This window comes from Pseudonocardia sp. TMWB2A (assembly GCF_017312135.1).
The window spans coordinates 961,963-984,840 of sequence record NZ_QKQY01000001.1 but is presented as its reverse complement, the minus strand read 5'-3'; the positions used below and the strand labels follow the sequence as shown (position 1 = coordinate 984,840).

The 22,878-nt window shown below is 61.3% G+C and carries 16 protein-coding genes; 7 read left to right on the top strand and 9 right to left on the bottom strand.

The genetic code is table 11. The features are described 5' to 3' along the window. Nucleotides 1-35 precede the first annotated feature (35 nt). Nucleotides 36-476 (top strand): DUF488 domain-containing protein, encoded by a 441-nt coding sequence (locus DMP17_RS04535; protein ID WP_337827872.1) that lies wholly within the window; start codon nucleotides 36-38, stop codon nucleotides 474-476. On the opposite strand, the gene gyrA is transcribed toward DMP17_RS04535, so the two are convergent. Both gyrA and yaaA read right to left on the bottom strand, forming a co-directional pair. Next, entirely contained in the window at nucleotides 467-3,262 is a 2,796-nt protein-coding gene (gyrA, locus tag DMP17_RS04530; protein ID WP_337827871.1) for a DNA gyrase subunit A, read from the bottom strand. The two genes, DMP17_RS04535 and gyrA, sit on opposite strands and share 10 nt — an antisense overlap. Nucleotides 3,263-3,469: 207 nt before the next feature. Further along, on the bottom strand, nucleotides 3,470-4,261 hold the full coding sequence (yaaA, locus tag DMP17_RS04525) for a peroxide stress protein YaaA (RefSeq protein WP_337827870.1): 792 nt from the start codon (nucleotides 4,259-4,261) through the stop codon (nucleotides 3,470-3,472). Between the two features lie 221 nt (nucleotides 4,262-4,482). Between yaaA and DMP17_RS04520 the strand changes: the two genes are divergently transcribed. Both DMP17_RS04520 and DMP17_RS04515 read left to right on the top strand, forming a co-directional pair. Then, nucleotides 4,483-5,703, top strand: a complete 1,221-nt coding sequence (locus DMP17_RS04520) for a hypothetical protein (protein WP_337827869.1) — start codon at nucleotides 4,483-4,485, stop codon at nucleotides 5,701-5,703. Between the two features lie 201 nt (nucleotides 5,704-5,904). Further along, nucleotides 5,905-7,437: a sensor histidine kinase gene (locus tag DMP17_RS04515; RefSeq protein WP_337827868.1), complete on the top strand. Its 1,533-nt coding sequence runs from the start codon at nucleotides 5,905-5,907 to the stop codon at nucleotides 7,435-7,437. A gap of 67 nt (nucleotides 7,438-7,504) precedes the next feature. Here the strand turns inward: DMP17_RS04515 and DMP17_RS04510 are convergent, their stop codons facing one another. Together DMP17_RS04510 and gltX are read right to left on the bottom strand one after the other, a co-directional pair. After that, nucleotides 7,505-8,794: a citrate synthase gene (locus DMP17_RS04510; RefSeq protein WP_337827867.1), complete on the bottom strand. Its 1,290-nt coding sequence runs from the start codon at nucleotides 8,792-8,794 to the stop codon at nucleotides 7,505-7,507. A gap of 49 nt (nucleotides 8,795-8,843) precedes the next feature. Further along, nucleotides 8,844-10,265 carry a glutamate--tRNA ligase gene (gltX, locus tag DMP17_RS04505; RefSeq protein WP_337827866.1) on the bottom strand — a complete coding sequence of 474 codons (1,422 nt, stop codon included), beginning with the start codon at nucleotides 10,263-10,265 and terminating at the stop codon, nucleotides 8,844-8,846. Between the two features lie 58 nt (nucleotides 10,266-10,323). On the opposite strand from gltX, the gene DMP17_RS04500 reads away from it, so the two are divergent. Then, complete coding sequence (locus DMP17_RS04500) at nucleotides 10,324-12,489, top strand: ComEC/Rec2 family competence protein (protein ID WP_337827865.1); 2,166 nt, start codon at nucleotides 10,324-10,326, stop codon at nucleotides 12,487-12,489. Here the strand turns inward: DMP17_RS04500 and pip are convergent, their stop codons facing one another. The 5 genes from pip to DMP17_RS04475 all read right to left on the bottom strand — a co-directional run bounded on the left by pip (nucleotide 12,490) and on the right by DMP17_RS04475 (nucleotide 19,268). Then, complete coding sequence (gene pip, locus DMP17_RS04495; protein ID WP_337827864.1) at nucleotides 12,490-13,464, bottom strand: prolyl aminopeptidase; 975 nt, start codon at nucleotides 13,462-13,464, stop codon at nucleotides 12,490-12,492. A gap of 61 nt (nucleotides 13,465-13,525) precedes the next feature. Continuing rightward, complete coding sequence (locus DMP17_RS04490; protein ID WP_337827863.1) at nucleotides 13,526-16,966, bottom strand: AAA family ATPase; 3,441 nt, start codon at nucleotides 16,964-16,966, stop codon at nucleotides 13,526-13,528. Between the two features lie 61 nt (nucleotides 16,967-17,027). Continuing rightward, entirely contained in the window at nucleotides 17,028-17,798 is a 771-nt protein-coding gene (locus tag DMP17_RS04485; protein ID WP_337827862.1) for a thioredoxin domain-containing protein, read from the bottom strand. Between the two features lie 41 nt (nucleotides 17,799-17,839). Continuing rightward, the gene (locus DMP17_RS04480; protein ID WP_337827861.1) at nucleotides 17,840-18,745 is read right to left on the bottom strand and encodes a DsbA family protein; all 906 of its coding nucleotides are present in this window, start codon (nucleotides 18,743-18,745) and stop codon (nucleotides 17,840-17,842) included. Next, the gene (locus DMP17_RS04475; protein ID WP_337827860.1) at nucleotides 18,663-19,268 is read right to left on the bottom strand and encodes a DUF721 domain-containing protein; all 606 of its coding nucleotides are present in this window, start codon (nucleotides 19,266-19,268) and stop codon (nucleotides 18,663-18,665) included. Before DMP17_RS04475 ends, DMP17_RS04480 begins: the two co-directional genes overlap by 83 nt. Before the next feature lie 26 nt (nucleotides 19,269-19,294). Here DMP17_RS04475 and DMP17_RS04470 point away from each other — a divergent pair, with 26 nt between their 5' ends. From DMP17_RS04470 to nudC, 3 genes are read left to right on the top strand one after another with little or no spacing between them, the layout of a single operon-like run. Continuing rightward, nucleotides 19,295-20,467: an A/G-specific adenine glycosylase gene (locus DMP17_RS04470; protein ID WP_337827859.1), complete on the top strand. Its 1,173-nt coding sequence runs from the start codon at nucleotides 19,295-19,297 to the stop codon at nucleotides 20,465-20,467. Beyond that, complete coding sequence (locus tag DMP17_RS04465) at nucleotides 20,464-21,861, top strand: serine hydrolase domain-containing protein (protein WP_337827858.1); 1,398 nt, start codon at nucleotides 20,464-20,466, stop codon at nucleotides 21,859-21,861. The genes DMP17_RS04470 and DMP17_RS04465 overlap by 4 nt, the downstream gene beginning before the upstream one ends. Before the next feature lie 47 nt (nucleotides 21,862-21,908). Continuing rightward, nucleotides 21,909-22,775 carry an NAD(+) diphosphatase gene (gene nudC, locus DMP17_RS04460; RefSeq protein WP_337827857.1) on the top strand — a complete coding sequence of 289 codons (867 nt, stop codon included), beginning with the start codon at nucleotides 21,909-21,911 and terminating at the stop codon, nucleotides 22,773-22,775. The last annotated feature ends 103 nt before the right edge of the window (nucleotides 22,776-22,878 follow it).

Below are 22,878 nucleotides of genomic sequence, written 5' to 3'. Positions count from 1 at the left end.
TGCAAAACCGGCCCTGCACGCCCCATATTGATGCCATGACCAAGCCGCATATCTTTACCATCGGCTATGAAAAAGCAGCGCAGGGCGATGTGATTGCCGCGCTCCATGATGCGGGCGTGACACAGTTGGTCGATGTGCGCGCGCGGCCCTTGTCGCGCCGCCCCGGCTTTTCCAAAAAGGCGCTGGCGGGCGCGCTGGAAGAGGAGGGGATTGCCTATATCGGCTTGCCCGCGCTCGGCACCCCGCCCGATGGCCGCGCCGCCGCGCTCGACCACCGGCTTTCCGACCTTCAACGCATTTACAGCGCGCAGCTTGATACGCCCGAAGCGATTGTTGCGGCAGAACAGTTGAAGGAATTGGTGGCAGAAAAGCCGACCGCCTTGCTCTGTTACGAGCGCGACCCGACTTTCTGCCACCGGACCCAATTACGCGAGGCGGTGTTGAAGAATTATCCCTTCACCAATCTTTACCCCTGATCGTCGCCGCCTTCGCTGTCTGCGCCATCACTGGCTGACGCATCGGGCGTGTCCGTCGTCTGATCTGACGTCATGGCGTCATCCGCGACTTCGCCATTTTCCGTAATATCTTCGGCAGTTGCTTCAACTTCTTCATCGCTTTCCTCAATCTTGGCCGCCGACACGACATGTTCATTATCGGCCACATTGAAGAGACGCACGCCCGCCGAATTGCGGCCAATCACGCGCAGGCTGCCAAGGCCCATGCGGATCATCTTGGCCTGATCGGTGACGAGCATAAGCTGGTCGGTCGTAAGCGCAGGGAAGCTCGCGACGACGGGACCGTTGCGCGCAATATTGTCGATATTGGTAATTCCCTGACCGCCGCGCCCTGTGCGGCGATATTCATAGGCTGAGCTTAGCTTGCCATAGCCATTGCCGCACACAGTGAGGATGAACTGTTCGCGCTCGGCCAGTTCGGCAAAGCGTTCTGCCGCCATGTCGGGCGCGCCTTCCTTTTCGGCCTTCCACGGGGCGTAGCGCAGATAATCTTCGCGCTCGTCCTGATTTTTCATGCCGCCGCGATGGAGGATCGAAAGCGAGATAACCTCGTCATCACCCTTCAACGAAATGCCGCGCACACCGGTCGAGGTGCGGCTCTGGAATTCGCGCACATCGGTCGCGCCAAAGCGGATCGCCTTGCCGTTGCGGGTTGCGAGCAGTACATCATCGCCTTCGGTCAAAAGCTCGGCACCGACTAAATGATCGTCGCTACCGTCTTCAAATTTCATCGCAAATTTGCCGTTGGACGGAATATTCGCAAACGCATCCATGCTGTTGCGGCGGATATTGCCCTTGGCGGTGGCAAAGACGACATGGAGCGCGCCCCATTCGGCCTCATCTTCGGGCAGCGGCAGGACGGTCGAGATAGTCTCGCCTTGCGCGAGCGGCAACAGGTTGATCATCGGACGACCGCGTGTGGCGGGGCCACCTTCGGGCAAGCGCCACACTTTCATGCGATAGACTTTGCCGTGGGTTGAAAAGAACAAGACCGGCGTATGGGTCGAGGTCACGAATAATTCGGTGACGACATCCTCATCCTTGGTGTTCATACCCGCTCGGCCCTTGCCGCCGCGACGCTGCGCACGGAAAGTGTCGAGCGTGGTGCGCTTGATATAGCCGTCCATCGTGACGGTCACGACCATATCTTCGCGTTCGATAAGGTCTTCATCGTCAATGCCGTCTGCGGCCGGTGCGATTTCGGAGCGGCGCGGCGTTGCGAATTCGTCGCGGATTGCAGTCAGTTCCTCGCGCATCACCGCATAAAGTTTCACGCGGTCGGCAAGGATGCTCAACAACTCTTCAATATTGAGCGACAATTCTTTGAGTTCATTGCCGATTTCATCGCGACCCAATGCGGTCAGGCGATGCAGGCGCAGTTCAAGGATGGCGCGGACCTGGATTTCCGAAAGCTGGTAGCTGCTGCCTTCAACCTCTTCGTCAATCGCTTCGACCAAGCGGATATAGGGCGCGATTTCGGCAATTGGCCATTCGCGGTCGAGCAGGGCCACACGCGCTTCGGCAGGCGAGGCCGAGCCGCGAATGATGCGGACCACTTCGTCAAGATTGGTGACGGCGACGACAAGACCGAGCAAAATATGCGCGCGGTCGCGGGCCTTGTTGAGCTCGAATTTCGTCCGTCTTGTAATGACTTCTTCACGAAACTTCACAAAAGCTTCGATAATGTCGCGCAAGGTCAGAATTTCCGGACGACCGCCGCGAATGGCGAGCATATTGGCCGGGAAGCTGGTCTGCGCGGGCGTGTGGCGCCACAATTGGTTCAGCACCACATCGGGTGTTGCATCGCGTTTCAGGTCGATGACGATGCGCACGCCTTCGCGGTTCGATTCGTCGCGAATGTCGGACACGCCTTCGATGCGCTTATCCTTGGCCGCTTCGGCAATCTTTTCGACAAGGCCGGACTTGCCGACCTGATAGGGAATTTCGGTAAGGACGATTGAGCGCCGGTCGCCGCGGCCTTCTTCAATATCAAAACGGCTGCGCATCATGATCGAGCCTTTGCCCGTCATATAGGCGTTGCGCGCGCCGCCAAGGCCGAGGATTTGCGCGCCGGTGGGGAAATCGGGCGCGGGGATAATTTCGATCAGCTCTTCATTGGTGATGCCGCCATTTTCCATATAGGCAAGGCAGGCATTGATGACTTCGCCGAGATTATGCGGCGGGATGTTGGTCGCCATGCCGACCGCGATGCCGCCTGCGCCATTGACCAGCAAATTGGGGAAGCGCGCGGGCATAACCTGCGGTTCTTCGCGGCTGCCGTCATAATTGGGCTGGAAATCGACCGTGTCCTGATCGAGATCTTGCAGCAAGGTCATCGCCGCTTTGGACATGCGCGCTTCGGTATAGCGCATCGCCGCTGGCGGATCGGGGTCCATCGAGCCGAAATTGCCCTGACCATCCATCAGCATAACGCGCATCGACCAGTCTTGCGCAAGGCGCGCCATCGCATCATAAATCGCACTGTCGCCATGCGGGTGATAGTTACCCATCACGTCACCGACAATCTTCGACGATTTACGGTAAGGGCGGCCCGGAACGAATCCGCCTTCCTTACAGGCGAACAGGATGCGGCGGTGAACCGGTTTCAAACCATCGCGCACATCGGGGAGCGCGCGGGCCACAATCACCGACATCGCATAGTCGAGATAAGATGTTTTCATCTCGTCAACGATGTTGATCGGGCGGATATCGTCTATGTGCGGAATTTCGGGCGTTTCGGTGGTCAAAATCGGCTCTTTTTTGCTGTTTTTATCGCTAGCTCCGCTCTAGCCGAGCCGGCATCCGATTGCCAGTAAAACGCGCCTGTAATGCTGATTTTTACACTTTTTATGACAGGTGTTGCGAAGGGGCAGGAGAAGGGGCGCGCGCAAGCCTTTGTCCGGACGCGGATAGCGGGCGGAATAGCGAGCAGATTATGCGGGGAATAGAGTGACTTATTTGCGTTTGGGCGGCGGCGCGGTGCGGGTGAACAACCAATGGTCGGCTTGGCTTTCTTGCGCGTCAAAGGCGTAACCGTCGCTGTCGAAACCCCTTAACGCTTCGGGGTCGGTGAAGCGATGCTCGCACAGATAGCGCGCCATCATGCCGCGCGCGCGTTTTGCGGCGAAACTGTTGAAGCGCAAGCCTTTGGGACCATGTTCGCGGAAATCTATGGTGATGACGCGGGTGGCGGGGGAAAGTTTCGGTCCCAAAGCCTGCCAATATTCCTGACTGGCGAGGTTGATGAGGATGGTGTCGCCGGACGCCGCCATGTCCGCTTCGATCGCGCGTGCGATAAGATCATCCCACCATTGGTAGAGATTTGCCGCTTTCGAGCCGCGTGCAGGCGGCGCCCAACGTGTCCCCATTTCAAGCCGGTAGGGCTTGATTCTGTCGAGCGGTTTCAGCAAGCCGTAGAGGCCGGACAGGATGCGCACATGGTCCTGCGCAAAATGGACGGCGGCCTCGTCGAGCGTTTTGGCCTCGAAACCATGATATACATCGCCGTTAAAGGCGAACAAAGCGGGCCGTTCGGGCGCGTCGGCAAAATCGCGGTAACGCGCGGCGTTCAACGTCCCCAGCGCGTCGGATATATGCATGAGCGCGGACAATTTCTTGCTGCCAAGCTTGGCCGCTTTGGCCGCTGCAGCCTCGGCCCGTTCTGCAAAAACCGGTTCGGTTGGTGAAAAATCGGGTAGCGGACTTTGGTAATCGAGCGATTTGGCGGGGGAGAGAATGGCAAACATGAAGGGGCCATAGGCGGCGCATGGCGCAGCGTCAAAGCGGTTCGGCTAAGCCGTTCAAAAATAATCCTGCCGATATTATTGCGGTCCTTTGAGCAAATCCCCCTGCAAATCGGCGCGCTTTTGCCTACATAAAGGGGCGGGCATTGCGGGGGGCCGGTTTTGGCTGGCCGTGATGGCGCTCCGCTCTTGGCCTATCGGACAGAAAGTCTTATCAAAAACGCATGGCACTGGTTGCACTGATTATCGCAAGCGAACGGGTGGACGGGGACGAAGGGCAGTTGCGCGCCGCTTTGCCAGTGGCAGGCGTGCCGCTGCTTGAACGGCAGGCCGAGCGTGCAATGACTGCGGGTGCGCAGCATATCTTCATCCTTGTGAGCAATTTGCCGCAACCGGTCATGGCGGTTATCGACCGTATCAATGCGCGCGGAACAGAGACACTCGCGGTGCGCTCGCTTGCCGAAGTGGTCGCGCGCATGGCCCCCGAAGACCGGTTGCTGCTCGTCGGTGACGCGCTCCACGCTGCGCCCGGCCAGTATCGCGCAATCAGCGCTGCGCCCGCCCCGACCTTGCTGGTCGCACCGGACAAGCAGACGAGCATCGGCTTTGAACGGATTGATGCGGGCGCGCGCTGGGCGGGGCTGGCGATATTGCCTTATCGCCTGCTCGCCGACCATGTCGATTTGCCCGATGATTGGGAGCCGGGATCGACGCTGGTGCGCGCGGCAGTGCAGGCGGGCGCACGGCGGATGCCCTGCGATCCCGGACTGTTCGAACGCGGCGAAATCGCGCTGGTGGGCGACAGGGAGCAGGCCGCTGCGATTGAAAGCCGCTTGCTGCAAAATGTCGATTTTGCAGGCGGCGGCATGGGGCAAAGCCTCCTATTTGCACCTTTCGCGCGGCTTGTCGGGCCAGCCTTGCTGCGCCAGCAATTGCCCAGCGGCGCGGTGATGGGGGGCGGCATAATCCTCCTCCTCGCCTGCCTGTTGCTCACCGCAATGGATATGCCGCTGGCTGGCGCGCTTACCGGCATAGCGGGCGCAATGGCGGCGGCGCTCGCGCGGTTCCAGATGACCTTGAAACGCAGCGGCAACGCGGAAAAGCGCCTGTCCCAAGTCTTTGACGCGCTCCTCACGGGCCTCCCGCTGGTGGCCGCGGGTGCGGCGCTGGTGCCTTGGCAAGGGTTCAGCCTGTCGGGCGCGATGCTCGCGGCGGTTGCGCTATCGCTCACTTTGACGCTGATACTGTCGCGCCTTTTAGGGCACCTCGCCACGGACGAGGATGGCAAGCCCGCTTCCGCGCTGCTGCCTGATGGTGAAATCTTCCTGTTGGCGAGCGCGATTGCCGCTGCGGCAGGTGCGTCTTTATTTGCGCTTCCCGCGACATTGCTGACCGGCTTGGCCGCGATAATGTGGTGGGTGAAGCGGCTGATTACAAAGCCGTAATAGGCGCGCAGCATATGCGCACCCTTGGCGCAGCCATGATGTAAAACATCGCCAACCGGTTTAGAGCAAATTAACCTTATTTCGCTACCGCATGAAGCTGATGATGAAGAAGCCTTGTTCTGGCGCGGAATTTCGACCGCATCTCGCCGTGCGCATCTTGTGCGTTTACGGGGCGCGCGCTGATGGCCGGAGCATCGCGCGATGATGGCGCAATCTGTCATCCGCGCCGAAGTCGATAGCCATGCGCGGTTGATGCGCGGCGATGCGGCGCTGGTCGGCTTGCAAGCACGGGCAGGTGGCATTGCCGATGGCCCGCTTGTCATTCCGCAGCTTGCGCGGCTCACCAAATTGGCGATCCGGCTCGGCACACCGATCAGCCGCCCGGTGCTGGCGGGTGATGATGATTGCGATATTTCGATGTGGGTGCGGGTCGTGCCGCATGATAGCGGCGCGTCGCTGGAAATTGTCGATTGGACAGAGACCGAGCGGGCAGGGCGCGTGTTCCGCAGCGACGCCGCAATTGCCGCGACCCCGCCGCTCACGCTTGCGACCGTTTTGGTGCCGCAGAAAAGCTGGCAATGGAGTTGCAACGCGCAGTTGCGGATGACGCGGCTTGTGCTTGCCGATGGGCAGGAAGATACGGCATTGGGTCGTTGGCTGGGGCGTTCCTTGTCGGAATGTTTCAAGCTTCAACCCGATGAAAACGGCCAATTCCCGCTGCTCACCGCACTGGCGGGCCAGCAGGGCTTTGAAGCGCAGTCGGTCAAGGCCGTGCTGGACGAGGACCGTATCGTCCAGCTTGAAGGGATGCCGGTCACGGACAGCCGCGGACAATTTGCAGGCTATGCCGGGACGGCGGCAGCAGCCGTCGAGGCCGCGCCGGACAATGCGCGCGCCGAACAGGCCACTTCGCCTGAAGTTGCCCCTGTTGCGGGTGATAATCCGGCGGCGGGTGATGATGATGACGAATTGATGCTGACCGACATAGTGCCGGACGGTGAGGCGGGCGATACTGCGCCGGACCATGAAGATTCGAGCAGCCTTTTGGGCTTCGGCTCGCGGGTCGGGGATTTTTCGCGGCGGATTGACGGGGCCTTGCGCCGTCCATTGGGCCGCATTATCGCCAATGCCGAAACCATTTCCGGCAAGCTGGAAGGGCCGATCCGGCAGGATTATGCCGATTATGCGTCCGATATTGCCGCCGCCGGTCGTCATCTTATGGGGCTGATCGACGATCTTGCCGATTTGCAGGCAATCGAGCGGCCCGATTTCTGTCCCGCGCGCGAAGATGTGGACTTGGCCGATATGGGGCGACGCACCGCCGGCCTGCTCGCAATGAAAGCGCGGGAAAAGGACATCCGCATCGACGCGCCTGATATGGACGAAAGCGTGATGGCCACGGGCGAATTCCGCCGCGTGTTGCAAATCCTCATCAATCTCGTCGGCAATGCGATCCGCTATTCACCCGAAGGCTCGCAAATCTGGATCCGCGCCGAACATAAGGATGGCCGCGCGATGATTACCGTCGCCGATCAGGGGCGCGGTATTTCTGCCGACGAGCAAGGCAAGATTTTTGAAAAATTTGAACGGTTAGGGCGCGACGACCATGGCGGGTCGGGGCTTGGCCTTTATATCGCCCGCCGCCTTGCGCGCGCGATGGATGGCGACATCATGATCGACAGCGCACCGGGGCAGGGCGCGCGCTTCTCGCTCACCCTTCCCGGCAAAGAATAAGCGTGCTTTTCAAAAAAGAACCCCCGCAAAAGCAGGGGTTCCTTGTCTGTATCGCTATCGCCTACGCTTATTTGCGATCAGCCATCGGCACATAGTTGCGCTCGGTGGGACCGGTGTAAAGCTGGCGAGGACGGCCGATTTTCTGCTCGGGGTCCGAAATCATTTCATTCCATTGCGCGACCCAGCCGACGGTGCGCGCGAGCGCGAACAGCACGGTGAACATGGTGGTCGGGAAGCCGATGGCGGACAAAATCACGCCTGAATAGAAATCGACGTTGGGGAACAGCTTCTTTTCGATGAAGTAAGGATCGTTGAGCGCCATTTCTTCAAGCTGCAGCGCGACTTCGAACACCGGATCATTGACCTTAAGCGCATCAAATACTTCGCGCACGGTTTCCTGCATCACGGTCGCACGCGGGTCGTAATTTTTATAGACGCGGTGGCCAAAGCCCATCAGGCGGAACGGATCATTCTTGTCCTTGGCGCGCTCGATATAATGCGGGATCTGGTCAGGTGTGCCGATTTCGCGCAGCATATTGAGCGCCGCTTCATTCGCGCCGCCATGCGCGGGGCCCCACAGGCAGGCAATGCCCGCTGCGATACACGCAAACGGATTGGCGCCCGACGAGCCAGCCAAACGCACGGTGGAGGTAGAGGCATTTTGTTCATGGTCGGCATGGAGGATGAAAATGCGGTCCATCGCTTTTTCAATCGCGGGATGCACTTCATATTGTTCCGCCGGAACGCCGAAGGTCATTTTGAGGAAATTGCCCGTGTAGCTCAGATTATTATCCGGATACATGAAGGGCTGACCGACCGTATATTTATACGCCATAGCCGCAATGGTGGGCATTTTGGCGATCAGGCGGTGCGAGGCAATCTTGCGCTGTTCGGGATCGGTAATGTCGGTCGAATCATGATAGAATGCCGACAAAGCGCCAACCACGCCGCACATCACCGCCATCGGGTGCGCGTCGCGACGGAAGCCGCGATAGAAGGTGGCAAGCTGTTCGTGCAACATGGTGTGGCGCGAAATGGTGTAGGTGAAGTCGTCAAGCTCGGTCTTGGACGGCAATTCGCCGTTGAGGAGCAGATAGCTCACTTCCATGAAGCTTGATTTTTCGGCGAGCTGGCCGATGGGATAACCGCGGTGGAGCAAAACGCCTTCTTCACCGTCAATATAGGTCAGCGCGGATTCGCAGGCTGCCGTTGATGTAAAACCGGGGTCATAAGTGAACCGGCCGGTCTGGCCATAGAGCTTGCGGATGTCGATTACATCCGGACCGAGCGTGCCTTCCAGCACAGGGAAGTCGAAATTTTTATCCGCGACTTCCAGCTTCGCGCTCTTGTTGGACATGTAAGTCTCCTTGATTCTATCGTCGTATCGGGTGTCCGCAGCGGGCGTTTCAGCTTGCTGTCTGCAGACGTTTTATGGCTTCTTCTTTCCCGAGGAGGAAGAGAACGTCGAAAATTCCGGGCGATGTCGTCGTTCCCGTAAGCGCGGCGCGCAACGGTTGGGCGACCTTGCCAAGACCCAGTCCGGCATCCTCTGCAACCTGTCTGACCGCTGTATCGAGCGATTCCAATGTCCAGTCTGAAAGACCCGACAGAAGCGCTTCGACCTGGCCGATCAGGCCGCGTGCATTATCGTCTAGCAGAGCCGAAGCCTTTTCGTCCATCTCCAGCGGCGCTTTTTTGAACAAAAAGAGGGCGCCGTCCGCAATTTCTATAAGGGTTTTGGCGCGGGGCTTGAGGGATTCCATCGCGGTGCCAAGCGTTGCTTGTTGCGCCTCATCCAGCGGATGCCCTAGCGTCGCTTCGATGCGCGGGCGCACAAGTTCGGCAAGCCGTGCATTATCGGCTTCGCGGATATAATGGCCGTTCAGATTTTCGAGCTTTTTGAAATCGAAGCGCGAGGGCGAGCGGCCGACATTGTCGAGGTCGAACCATTCAACGGCTTGTTCGCGGCTGATAATTTCATCGTCACCATGCCCCCAGCCCAAGCGCAACAGATAATTGTTGATCGCTTCGGGGAGATAGCCAAGCTCGTCGCGATAGGCATCAACGCCCAGCGCGCCGTGGCGCTTGGACAGTTTCGCGCCGTCGCTGCCGTGGATCAGCGGGACATGGGCATAGACCGGCTCGTCCCAGCCCATCGCGCGGATGAGCGCCAACTGGCGGAACGCATTGTTCAAATGGTCATCGCCGCGAATGATGTGGGTCACGCCCATATCATGATCGTCAACCACGACCGAGAGCATATAGGTCGGCGTGCCGTCCGAGCGCAGCAGCACGAAATCGTCGATTTCGGCATTCTGGACGGTGACTTCGCCCTGCACCTTGTCCTGGATGGTGGTCGCGCCATCGCGCGGGGCTTTGAGACGGACAACGCCTTTTTGGCCTGCGGGCGCTTCGGACGGATCGCGGTCACGCCAGGGGCTTTCGACGCGGAACGGACGGCGCTCTTCCTGCGCTTTGGCGCGCATCGCGGCGAGTTCGTCCTGCGTCAGATAGCAATGATAGGCATGGCCATTGGCGATGAGGCTGTTGGCGACTTCGGCATGGCGGTCGGCGCGCGCGAATTGATAGACCGCCTCTCCATCCCAATCGAGGTCGAGCCATTGCATCCCGTCCAGAATCGCATCAATCGCGGCATCGGTCGAGCGTTCGCGGTCGGTATCTTCGATACGCAGCAGGAATTTGCCGCCATGATGGCGCGCGTAAAGCCAGTTGAACAGCGCGGTGCGCGCGCCGCCAATATGAAGAAAGCCCGTCGGCGACGGGGCAAAACGGGTAACGACATTCTTGTTACGGGCGGTTGCGTCCACGCACCAATTCTCCCAAAAAGCAAGGCCATGAAAAGTAAAGAGTCGGCACGCCCCTAGCATGGCCTCGCAGCCGCTTCAAACGGGCATTTCACCCGTTGCTGCATTGCGGCATTTTTCTTTGGCGGCTTGGGTGGAAAGCTGGCTGGAGGCAGAGCGCGACCAGACCGGATTATGGGCTCCGGTAATGTTGGGCGGAGGGATTGCCGCATGGTTCCTGCTCCCCAACCCTGCAATGTGGGCGGGCTTTATGCTGGTCGCGTGCGGCCTCGCGGCCCTTGGCGCGCTGGCAGGGCAGGGTTCGCGCTGGGGCAGGGCTTTGCTGGTCGGCGGCCTGTTGCTGGCGGGCGGATGCGGCCTCATCTGGTTCAAAAGCGCGTGGGTGGCAGCGCCGGTGCTGGAACGCCCCGTTGTGACAAGCTTTTCCGCCAAGGTCGAGCGGGTCGATATATTGGCCGCGCGCGAACGGGTGCGGGTGGTGGTGACGCCGCTCGCCCGTCCCGACTTACCGCCACGCTTCCGCGTCAATATCCGCGAGAACGATGCGCCCTCCGGCTTGGGCGCGGGGGCTGTCATAAGGATGAAAGCGCGGCTTATGCCGCCGCAGCATCCGGCGCTTCCCGGCGGTTATGATTTTGCAAGGCGCGCTTGGTTTGACGGCATCGGCGCGACCGGCACGGCGCTTGGGCCTGTGCTTGTCGCAAAGCCCAGCAAAGGCGAAGCTGCGCTCCGGCAACGCCTGTCCGCGCATATCCACAGCCGTCTTGACGGCGGCGCGGGCGCGATTGCGGCGGCGCTCGCCACCGGCGACCAAGGCGCGATCAGTGAGGCGGATGCCGAGGCAATGCGCCGCAGCGGGTTGGCGCATTTATTGTCGATCAGCGGCCTCCATGTCACCGCAGTTGTCGGCGCGGCGATGCTGCTGTTGCTCAAACTATTGGCCTTAAGCCCGCGCATCGCATTGCGCTGGAATGTGCCGTTAATGGCGGCAGGCGGCGGGGCGCTTGCCGGTATCGGCTATACGCTGTTGACGGGCGCGGAGGTGCCGACCGTGCGTTCCTGCATCGCGGCATTACTGGTGTTGGGCGGCTTTGCGCTAGGGCGCGAGGCGATGACTTTGCGGTTGGTCGCGACCGGCGCGTTGGTTGTGCTGTTGTTCTGGCCCGAAGCCTTGGTCGGCCCGAGCTTCCAGTTAAGCTTTGCCGCCGTCACCGCGATTGTCGCCTTGCACCAGAGCCGTTTTGCCGAACGCTGGTTCGCGGGGCGCGAGGAGGGGTGGGGGCGGCGGATGCTGCGCGGATTTATGGCGCTTTTACTCACCGGATTGGTGGTCGAACTTGCGCTCATCCCGATTTCGCTCGTCCATTTCCACAAAGCGGGGCTTTATGGTGCCTTTGCCAATATGGTCGCGATCCCGCTCACCACCTTCGTTGTAATGCCGCTGGAGGCGCTCGCCTTATTGTGCGATGTGGCGGGATTGGGCGCGCCCTTCTGGTGGTTGGCGGGCAAAGCGTTGGAACTGTTGCTCGCGCTCGCCCATCATGTCGCCGGGATGCCGGGCGCGGTGTCGATGCTCCCCAACGTCCCGCCGCTCGCCTTTGGCCTTATAGTGGCGGGCGGATTATGGCTGCTCCTCTGGCAAAGCAAAGCGCGGCGCTGGGGCGTGGTGCCGCTGCTCGCCGGAATAGTCGGCCTTTGGCTTGCGCCGGTGCCGGACCTGCTGGTCAGCGGCGACGGGCGGCATATTGCGGCGCGCGGGAGCGATGGCACGGTTGCGATGCTGCGCGAGCGGGCGGGCGATTATAGCCGCGCGATGCTCGCCGAAAGTGCAGGACTTGATGGCGACCTTGCCGCGTTCAAGGATATGGATGGTGCGCGCTGCACTGCGGATTTCTGCGTGTGGCGCATGGCGGGGAGAAAGACGAGCGCGGCCACAGGCTGGACAATATTGGCGAGCCGCAGCGACCATCATGTCGATGTGCCGCTGTTGAACAATGCGTGCCGTGCGGTCGATATTGTCATCAGCGACCGCCGCCTGCCGCGAGGATGCACGCCGCGCTGGCTCAAGCTGGACCGGCCCCAATTGAACGAAAGCGGCGGCGTTGCCATCAGCCTGTCCGATCCGCCCGCGCTGCGCAGCGTGCGTGATGGCATGAGCAGACACCCTTGGCTCAATCCCCGCACAGTCTCGCCGCCGCGCCAATGGCGCACACCGGAACGCAGATAGTTAAACTGCGACCTTCCCCGCATAACCATCCGTGGTGCGGATGAGCCGGTCCAAAATGCCCGGCTCGTTATAGGCATGGCCCGCGCCTTCGATGATGTGGAAATCCGCTTCCGGCCAAGCTTGATGCAGCCCCCACGCATATTTGAGCGGGCAGGGCATATCGTAGCGTCCATGGACGATAGTGCCGGGAATATGGCGGATTTTGCCGACATCGCGCAGCAATTGCCCCGGCTGAAGCCAACATTGGTTGACGAAATAATGGGTTTCGAGCCGCGCAAAGGCGAGCGCGAATTCCGCATCATCATGCTGTTCCTGATTGGCGGGGCTGGGGAGGAGGGTGATGGTTTCGCCTTCCCACAGGCTCCAGCGCCGCGCGGCTTCCAGTTGCAACGCGCGGTCATCGCCGGTCAGGCGGCGGTGATAGGCGTGGAGGAGGTTGCTGCGTTCGTCGTCGGGAATGATCTCGACCAGTCGCGCCCATTTTTCGGGGTGCATTTCGGACACGCCAAAGCGGTAATACCAATCCAGTTCGGGCGGCGTGCAGGTATAAATACCGCGCAGCACCAGTTCGCTCACCTTGTCGGGATGCGTTTCGGCATAAGCAAGCGCGAGCGTCGAGCCCCAGCTTCCGCCGAAAACCAGCCATTGTTCGGCTTGGTGGAGCGCCCGTAAGCGTTCAATATCCTCGACCAGATGCCAAGTCGTATTGGCGTTGAGATCGGCATGGGGCGTCGAGCGCCCGCAGCCGCGCTGGTCGAACAAGAGGACATCATAAAGCGCGGGATCGAACAGGCGGCGATGGTCGGGACCTATCCCGCCACCGGGGCCGCCATGGAGGAAAACCGCTGGTTTCGCGCCCTTCGTCCCGCATCGCTCGTAATAAAGCTGATGCCCGTCGCCGACATCCAACATGCCGGTTTCATAGGGTTCGAGCGGGGGATAGAAAGTGCGGAGCGGGGAGGGGGAGTCGGTCATGCGGGTGAGCATAGGACGGATGGTGCGGGAGGACCAGAGGTCAGTCTTTGTATCTCGAACCCTACTCCGCCGCCAATAACTCCTCGGCCCCGCCCAAGTCGACCGAGACCAAGCGGCTCACGCCTTGTTCCACCATGGTCACGCCGAACAGGCGGTGCATCCGGCTCATGGTGACGGCATTATGGGTGACGATGAGGTAGCGGGTGCGGGTGTGGCGGACCATTTCGTCGAGCAGGTCGCAAAAACGCTCGATATTCGCGTCATCCAGCGGCGCGTCGACTTCGTCCAGCACGCAAATCGGCGCGGGATTGGTGAGGAACAGGCCGAAAATGAGCGCAACCGCGGTCAGCGCCTGTTCCCCGCCCGACAGCAAGGTGAGCGCGGCGAGTTTCTTGCCCGGCGGTTGGGCGTAAATTTCAAGGCCCGCTTCCAGCGGATCATCGCTGTCGATCAGCTCCAGATGTGCTGCGCCGCCATTGAATAAAGTTGTGAACAGACGTTTGAAATGGTCGTTAACCGCCTCAAAAGCTTCAAGAAGCCGGATGCGGCCTTCGCGATTAAGATTGCCGATAGAGCCGCGTAGCCGATTGACGGCTTGCTGCAATTCTTCGGCCTCTATCCGCGATTTTTCTTGCTCGGTTTCGAGTTCGGAAAGCTCGGTTGCGGCAACCAGATTGACCGGGCCGATGCGCTCGCGGTCCTGGCTGAGCCGTTCATGGCTGTGGCTTTCGGCCTGCGGATCGCCAACCTCGGCATCGTCAAAGCCGACCTGCGCGGGAAGCAGCGGGGGCGGGCACTGGAAGCGTTCGCCCGACACGCGGCCCATTTCGATGCGCCGTGCTTCCTGATTGTCCGCACGCGCGACGGCTCCGGCGCGTTCTTCGCGCGCGGCGGACAGGGTTTCGACGGCAAGGCCTAGCGATTTTTCACGCTGCCTGACCGCGCTGTCGGCTTCTTCTTCGGCTGCACTCGCTGCCACTATTTGCTCAGAAAAATTATCGCGTTCATGAGATAAGCTATTGATATTATCTCGTAATGCCTCCGGTTTCCCGGCGAGCTTTTCGGCTTCCTCTGCAAGTTGGCGCGCGCGTTTGGCCATATCTTCGATGCGGCGTGCGGCTTCCCCCGCACGGGCGCGCCAGCCTTTGATTTCGGCCACCACCGTGGCCTGCCGCTCGCGCTGGGCGCCAAGGTTGCGGGTAAGATCCGCCTCTTGCTGCCGCACCGCCTGCAAGCCCGCGCGCGCGGTCTCGGTGCTGCTTTCCAAGGCCGCCACCGCTGCTTGTGCCGTATCAAGAGGCGGGAGGGCCGCAAGGGCAGTCTCGGCATTTGTCAGCGCCGCGCCCGCCTCGGCTTGCTCCTTGGCGGTCTGCGCGCGGCGGCTGTCCAACTGTTCGGCCTCGGCCTGATGGCGGGCAAGAGCCGCCTCGGCGCTGTCCAGCTCGCGCTGGGCGATGCGGCGCGCATTGTCGGCGGCGGTAAGCGCCTGACGCGCCGTATCAATCGCTGCACCCGCTTCGGCAAGCGCAGCGGCGCTTTTCTCGCGCGCGGCTTCGGCGTCGCTGACGGCGGCCCGCAAGCCGGGCAATTCTGCCTCCAGCGCGGCCAGACGGTTCTGGCGGATCAGCCGCTCTGCCGCCGTCGCGCCATCGCCGCTTGTGACAAAACCGTCCCAACGCCGCAGGCTTCCCTCGCGCGTGACCAGCCTTTGCCCGACCTTGAGCGGCTGGCCGTCATCGCGGTCCGCAACGCCAATCTGCGCCAAGCGGCGCGCCAGTTCGGGCGGGGCGGTCACATATGCGGCGAGTGACGTCATGCCGTCGGGCAGGGCAGGGTCATCGGACGCAACGCTAGCCCCGCGCCAGCCGCGCGTGCCGTCGCTGCCAATGCCCGCCTCCAACTCATCGCCGAGCGCGGCGGCGAGCGCGCGTTCATAACCCGACGCGGCACGGAGTTGATCGAGTGCGCGGTTGCTACCGTCGCGCCCGGCGAGCGCGCGCACCAACGCCGCGCTTTCGCTTTCGACCGTCACAAGGGCGGCGCGCGCCTCGGCAAGGTCCGCATCCGCTTGCTCGACCGCCGCTTGCGCACCCTCACGCGTTGTCACCGCCTCGTTCAGATTTTTTTCTGCTGTAATAATAGCTTGAGAAGCAATTTGAAGATTATGTCGAGTATCTTCAACCGCTTGCTCCAGCGGCGCGCGCGCACCCAATGCGGCGAGAGCCTCGGCCAAGGCCGCTACGTCCCGCTCCGCCCGCCGCGCGCGTTCCTGTGCGCTCGCAATCGCGGCTTCGGCAATGCGGCGGTCGGCGGCTTCACTTGCCTGTGTCGCCCTTGCCTGCGCCAAGCCAATCTCCGCATCACGCACTTCGCTCGCGAGCGTCACCCCGCGCTCCATCAAAGCGGGGCGCTCGGCATCCAGCCGCATTATCTCTGCCGCCAGCGCCTTGCTCTCGCTATCGAGCGTGGCAATGCTGTCGGCGGCATCCTTGCCCAGTTGGTCCTCTTGCGCGCGGTCGCCGTCAATCTGCGCGCGTTGCCGCTCAATGTCGGCCATCCGCGCAACCAAGGCGCTATGTTCGCCGGTAAGCGTTGCGAGTTTTTGCGCAACCGCGCCCGCCGCATCGCGCAATTTCTGCGTTTCCGCGCGTTTGGTTGCGAGCGCCTGCACCGCTTCGGCCTGATAGGCCGCCGCCGCTTGCTGGCTCTCCTGCGCTTTTCGCACCGCCTCCTCGGCAGTTTGAGCTTCGGCCTTGGCCTTGTCCGCTGCCGCCGCCGCATCGCGCCAGCGTGCGAAAATCATCCGCCCTTCGGCGATGCGAATTTGTTCGGTGAGCCGGGTATAGCGTTCCGCCGCGCGCGCCTGTCTGCGCAACGCCCCGGCGCGATTGTCCATATCCTGCAAAATATCGGCGAGCCGCGCGAGATTGGTTTCGGTTGCGCGCAATTTCTGTTCGGCATCCTTGCGCCGCACATGAAGTCCCGCAATCCCCGCCGCTTCTTCGAGCATTTGCCGCCGTTCCTGCGGCTTGGCGGCGATGACGGCGGCGATTTTCCCTTGGCTCACCAGCGCGGGGCTGTGCGCGCCGGTCGCGGCATCGGCAAAGATGAGCGCGACATCCTTGGCCCGCACATCCTTGCCATTGGCGCGATAGGCCGAGCCTGCGCCGCGCTCGATGCGGCGGATGACTTCCAGTTCATCCTTGGCCGCAGGATCCAGCACGCCCGATGGCGCATGGCCTTCCATATCGGCGATGATCGTGACTTCGGCAAAATCGCGCGCGGGCCTTGTCGACGTGCCTGCGAAAATCACATCTTCCATACCGCCGCCGCGCATGGATTTGGGCGAGCTTTCGCCCATTACCCAGCGGATCGCTTCCAAAAGATTGGATTTGCCGCAGCCATTGGGGCCGACAATGCCGGTAAGGCCACGTTCGATGCGCAACTCGGTCGGCTCGACAAAGCTTTTGAAGCCCGACAGGCGCAGTTTTTTCAGCTGCACGGAGGTTGCCCCCCGTGCAGTTTAACGGCGTGAAAAAAGGTCCACCCCGTTTGCCCCATTCTTATCCCAGCTTTTCATTCAGCACGGTTTGCAGCGATTCCCACAAAGTCTTGTCCGCGCCGAATTCGGTCTTTTTGCCGTCGATGATGAAGGTCGGCGTGCCGGTAATCTGGAACTTGTCACTGCCGTCCTTCGAAATTTTTTCGAGCGCGCTGATATTATTGGTGTCGGCAAGGCAGGTGTTAAACTCTGCCTCGGTCACGCCGCGCGCTTTGAAAAACTGGTCAAGCTTGACCACCTTGGCGATCGCGCCGATGCGCTTGTCGGCGGGTAGGGATTCCGCCTGTTTGGCCGCTGCCTGATCCGCCGATTGCGCGCCTTGGAACAATTCTTCCTGGCTTGCGAACACATTTTCGGTGAGCGGATAATAGCGTTCCGCGCCGACGCAATGGGTGATGGCGGCGGCAGACGCGTCGATAATATCGCGCGCGAAATTGCGCATTTCAAAGCTGACCTGACCGGTGGAGATATATTTCGCCTTCATCGGCTCGAACGCTTCTTTGGAGAATTCGGCGCAGTGGCTGCAGGTCAGCGAGGCATATTCGATCACTTTGACCTTGGCGTCGGGATTGCCGATGCGGAAACCGCCATCAGCGGTTTTTTCGACCATATCTTCCCATTTTTTGCCAGCGGGCGGAGCGACCTGCGCGATTTTTACATCGGTGGGGGCGGCCTTGTCGGTGCCCTTATTGCTATCGCCCGAACCGCTACAGGCGGCGAGCGCCAGAGCGAGCGCGGAAACGGCAAGAAATTTGGTGGTAGTGCGGGTCATGGATGTGGTTCTCCGTATGAGGGATGCGGGTTTATAAGGGGTCAGGATGCGGCGTCGAGCGCGGCTTTGACCGATGCCCAATCATGGACATTGTCAAGCTTGCGCCCGTCGAGGAGGAAGGAGGGGGTGGAATCGACCCCGTGTGAAGCGGCGGCTTCGGTCACCGAAAGAAGCTGGCTCTGGCGGACTTCATCGGCGAGACAGGCGCGCGCTTTGGCGGGCGTCACGCCGCGCTTTTGCATCATGGTGATGAGGCCGATATCCTGCGCAATCGCGGTCAGGCGCTGGGTGTACGTGCCTTGCATCCAGCCATTTTGCTGTGCGGGCGTCGCTTTTTCGGCGTTGGTCATCCAGACTTTCTGGTTGGCGAGCAGGTAATTATGGTTGCCGACAAATTGCGCGGGCGTGCCGCAATGGGCGAGGAGCGCGGCGGCAAAGTCGAACGGGTCGCGCACGAGGCTGCGATATTCGACGCGGACCTTGCCTTTGGCGATATAGTCGGCCTTCAAAGGCGCGGCGGATTCTTGCGCGAAATGGGCGCAATGGGGGCAGGTATAGCTGATATATTCGGCCAGCATATGTTTGGCGTTCGCCCTGCCAACCTGCACCGTGCCTTCTTGCGTCACCGTAATCGGCACAGCGGGGGCGGGGGCAGGGGCTTGTTTTTTTACCGGGGCGGCAGGCTTGCGGGCTTGGGCGGGCGCTGCGGGCAGCGCGGCTACCGCCAATGTTGCAACCGCGAGCGCGGCGGTCAGGGAAGCGCCCGACAGGCGTTCCGGAAACAGCCCGGAAATGGGGAGGTTCATAATGTGAAAAGACCCTTCTTTCTGCCCCGACCGGATCGCGCGACGGGGCGGTATAATATCAGCCGATTTTAGGCGGTCCGCCGCTATTGGCAAGACCTTGCGCAAGGCTTTCGAGAACCGCGCGCAATTCAGGGTCGCCAATGTCGCGCAAGCTATCGCCCAGTTCCACCGGAATGGGTTTGAGATTGGGCGGCGGCGCGGATTTTTGCGCTGTTTGCGCACGTTGCGGCGTGATTTGCCCTTGCACCATCTTGATCTTGGCAACGGCGGCATAGCCGAAAAAGCGGTTGACCCGTTCGATCAGTTCGGGCGCGACATGCTGGAGCATCGGCGCGTGGGCGCTTGATACCGTAATGTTGAGCGTGCCGTTTTTGCGTTCGCCATGCGAAGGGAAACGGATTGATTCGGGTTGGGTTACCGCAGCATAGCGTGGGCCCACTATATCGGCCCAGCGGGTGACGACCGAGCTTTGCACAAAGCCGAATTTCTTGAAGGCGGCGCGGCCAATATCGGGCATCAGATCGGCAATCGAGCGCGCTGCGCCGCCGCGCGGGCGGTCGAACAGCTTGGCGCTGTCGGGCTTGGCGCCTTTGCCATTAGCGTCTTTAGAGGCGGCTCCTTTGGCAACGCTTTTACGCGGTTTGGAAGTTGGCGGTTTCTCCATCGCCCACTCCATGCCATAGAAGGGGGATGCCCGTCGAGAGTAAGCGCATCGCATCCGGTAAAAAATCGCGTAAATTGGCGGCTGCGCAAAGTGGTGGAGCGCCGGTATGCGCCCTCCTTGATGGGCAGGAGGCCGCGGCTGCGGCGCAGGCTTTGCTCGGCTGGTATGACCGCCATGCGCGGGTTTTGCCTTGGCGCATCGGGCCGGGGGAAAAGGGGGTGCCGGACCCTTATCATATCTGGCTGTCGGAAGTGATGTTGCAACAAACAACCGTTGCTGCAGTAAAGACTTATTTCACAAAGTTCACAACTTACTGGAAGTCGGTGGAAGCGCTGGCGTCCGCGTCTTCGGATGACGTCATGGCCGCTTGGGCGGGGCTTGGCTATTATGCCCGCGCGCGCAATCTTCATACCTGCGCGCAAAAGATACGCGACGAGCATGGCGGGCAGTTTCCGGACACGGAAAGCGGGTTGCGCGCGCTGCCGGGGGTGGGCGAATATACGGCGGCAGCGATTGCGGCCATCGCCTTTGGCCGCCATGCGGTCGTGGTCGATGCCAATGTCGAGCGGGTCGCCGCGCGGTTTGGCGCGATCCGCGAACCGCTCCCCGCCGCCAAAACACAAATCCGCGCGCAGGTCGCGGCCATGACGCCATCGGGGGCGAGCGGGCGCGCAGGCGATTTTGCCCAAGCGATGATGGACCTTGGCGCGACCATTTGCACGGTCAAAACACCCAAATGCCTACTTTGCCCGCTGGCCCCTTGGTGTCAGGGGGCAGCGCAGGGCATTGCCGAAAACCTCCCCGTCAAAGCGCCCAAAAAGGCAAGGCCCGCGCGGCGCGGCTGGGCGTGGTGGATCGAGCGCGACGGGCAAGTCCTGCTGATGCGCCGTCCGGCCAAGGGCTTGCTTGGCGGGATGCTCGCGCTGCCGGGGAGCGATTGGGTGCGCGTGGAAACGCACGCTTCACCGGCCCTGCCGCCCCTTCCGGCCGATGCACCGCCGGGAGCCGTCGCGACCGGCCTTACCGTTCAGCATATCTTCACCCATTTTGCGCTTAGCCTCGACTTGGCCCGCAGCGATACGCCGCCGCCCGCACTCGATTTGGCCAAAGACGGCCTGTGGGTTGCTATTGATAAACTGGATAGAATAGGCCTTCCAAGTCTTTATAAAAAAGCTGTTTTCGAGATGAGAAAAGCATGAAATTCCTGCCTCCTATCATGAACCTTCCCGATGCGCGTGACACGTATGAAGCACGGGCGATGGAGGCGCTGGGGATGGATGCACGGGCGATGGAGCAAACCGATCCTGCCGCGCGCGCATTGAACCGTCGCGACCTTATGCGGCTGATGGCCTTGGGCGGGGCCGGGATGCTGCTCCCGGAAGCTGCGGAAGCGGCCAGCGCAATCCCGCCCGCTTTACCTATATTGCAAAGCTTTGTGCGCGGTTTTGTGACTCGCGGCAATTTGCCCGGCGTGCTGGTGTCGGTCGGGCGCGGCTTTGCCGACCCCGCTTATGTCGGCGCAGGCACATTGGCGTTCGGCAGCCGCGTGCCGGTCAATAAAGACACGTTGTGGCGCATCTATTCGATGACCAAGCCGGTGACCGGGATCGCGACGATGATGCTGGTCGATGACGGCAAGCTGTCACTCGACCAACCGCTCGCGGAAATCCTCCCCAAATATGCGCGCATGACGGTGCAGTTACAGCCCGATGGCCCGCTCGCCGCGCGGCCTGCCAAGACCCAAATTACCATCCGCCATTTGCTCACCCACACATCGGGGTTGGGCTATTCGATTATGCAATCGGGGCCGATCAAGACGGCCTATCTCAAAGCCGGACTTGTCCCCGGCCAGTTCAGTCGCATCCCCAACCCGTTCGAGCCGCAATATCCGGTTGCGCCCAATCTGGAGGTTTTTGCCGACCGGCTGGCGGCGCTGCCATTGGTTTACGAGCCCGGTACGCGCTGGAGCTATGGCATGGGGCTGGACCTGCTCGGCCGCGTGATCGAGGTGGTTTCGGGGCAACGCTTTGACCATTTCCTCAAACAACGCATTTTCGACCCGCTCGGCATGACCAGCACCGGCTTTGTCGTGCCGCAGGATCAGATTGCGCGGCTCACCACCAATTATGGCATAGTCGCCGGCCTTGCCGTGCCGATTGACCCGGGGCAGGCTTCGGTCTTTGCCAAGCCTGCAGGGCTGCTCGCGGGCGGGGCGGGGCTGGTCTCTTCGGCGCGCGATTATGACCGTTTCCTCATGATGCTGCTCGGCGAAGGACGGTTTAACGGCAAACAATTAATGTCGGCCCAAGCCGCGCGGCTTGCCATGTCGAACCTGTTGCCGCCGGGCGCGAATATCCGCGGCACATGGATAGAAGGCTATGGCTTTGGCGCAGGCGGGCGGGTGACGTTGCCCACTTCGAAGGAAGGCGTGGGCGTGTTCGGCTGGAATGGCGCGGCGGGGACGATCGGATGGGTTGATCGCGGGCGCAAGATGCGCGTAACCGGCATGGTCCAGCAAATGCCGCTCGATGCTTATCCGTTCCAATCGGCGCTGCCCGGCATCATCCAGCGGCAATTTGCGGCAAAAGCCTGATCCATCGGGCCTGATAGACAAAAATAAAATAAGAAAGCGGGGAATTCATGAAAATTGCATTTACCGGTGCGCAGATGGACCGGGCCGACTTACTGCGGCAAGATCCGGCGGCTTTGGCAGCGGCGATGGCATCGCCCTTTTCCCGGGTGCTGCGCCTGCACGGGCTGGACCCCGAAGTCACGCCCGAAGGCACGCTGGGCTGGGGCAATATGGCCGAGGTTGATCCGCAAGCCGATCTGATTTTCATCGGGCTTCACGAGGGCAAACATCATTTCGTCGCGATGCCGCCCAAAGGCGTGCCGGTCGATGCACGCTCGCGCACCGTGTGGCGGATGCTGCCGATGTTGCGCCCTGAAGAAGCAGCGCTTTATGGCGGCGCGCGCAGTCTGGTGGATTGGCACGCGCGCCACGGTTTTTGCGCGGTGTGCGGCGGACCTACGCATATGTTCAAGGGTGGGTGGGGGCGCCAGTGCGGCGCTTGCCATGCCGAACATTTCCCGCGCGTCGACCCGGTGGTCATCATGCTCGCGGTGCATGACGACAAAGTCTTGCTCGCGCGGCAACCGGCTTACCCGCCGGGCCGCTATTCCGCGCTCGCCGGTTTTGTCGAACCGGGAGAATCGCTGGAAGAAGCGGTCGCGCGCGAATTTATGGAGGAGGCGGGCGTCGAGGCCTATGACATAGACTATGTTGCAAGCCAGCCCTGGCCGTTCCCTTCGTCGCTGATGTTCGGCTGTATGGCCAAAGTCCGCGAACCTGCGCTGACGGTCGATTATACCGAGCTTGAGGACGCAATGTGGGTGGACCGCAAGGGCGTCGAAGCGGCGATGCGCGGCGACGAAGATGCCCCCTTCGTTGCGCCGCCGCCGTTCGCGATTGCCTATAATTTGCTGGAATATTGGTTGGGGGCTTGAGGGAGCGTTGTAGAGCGCGCTTGTTTTTGGACAGCATGGCTTAAGTTCCTCCCCGAGCTTGCTTGGGCCGGAGATGCAAAAGTTCCTCCCCGAGCTTGTCTCG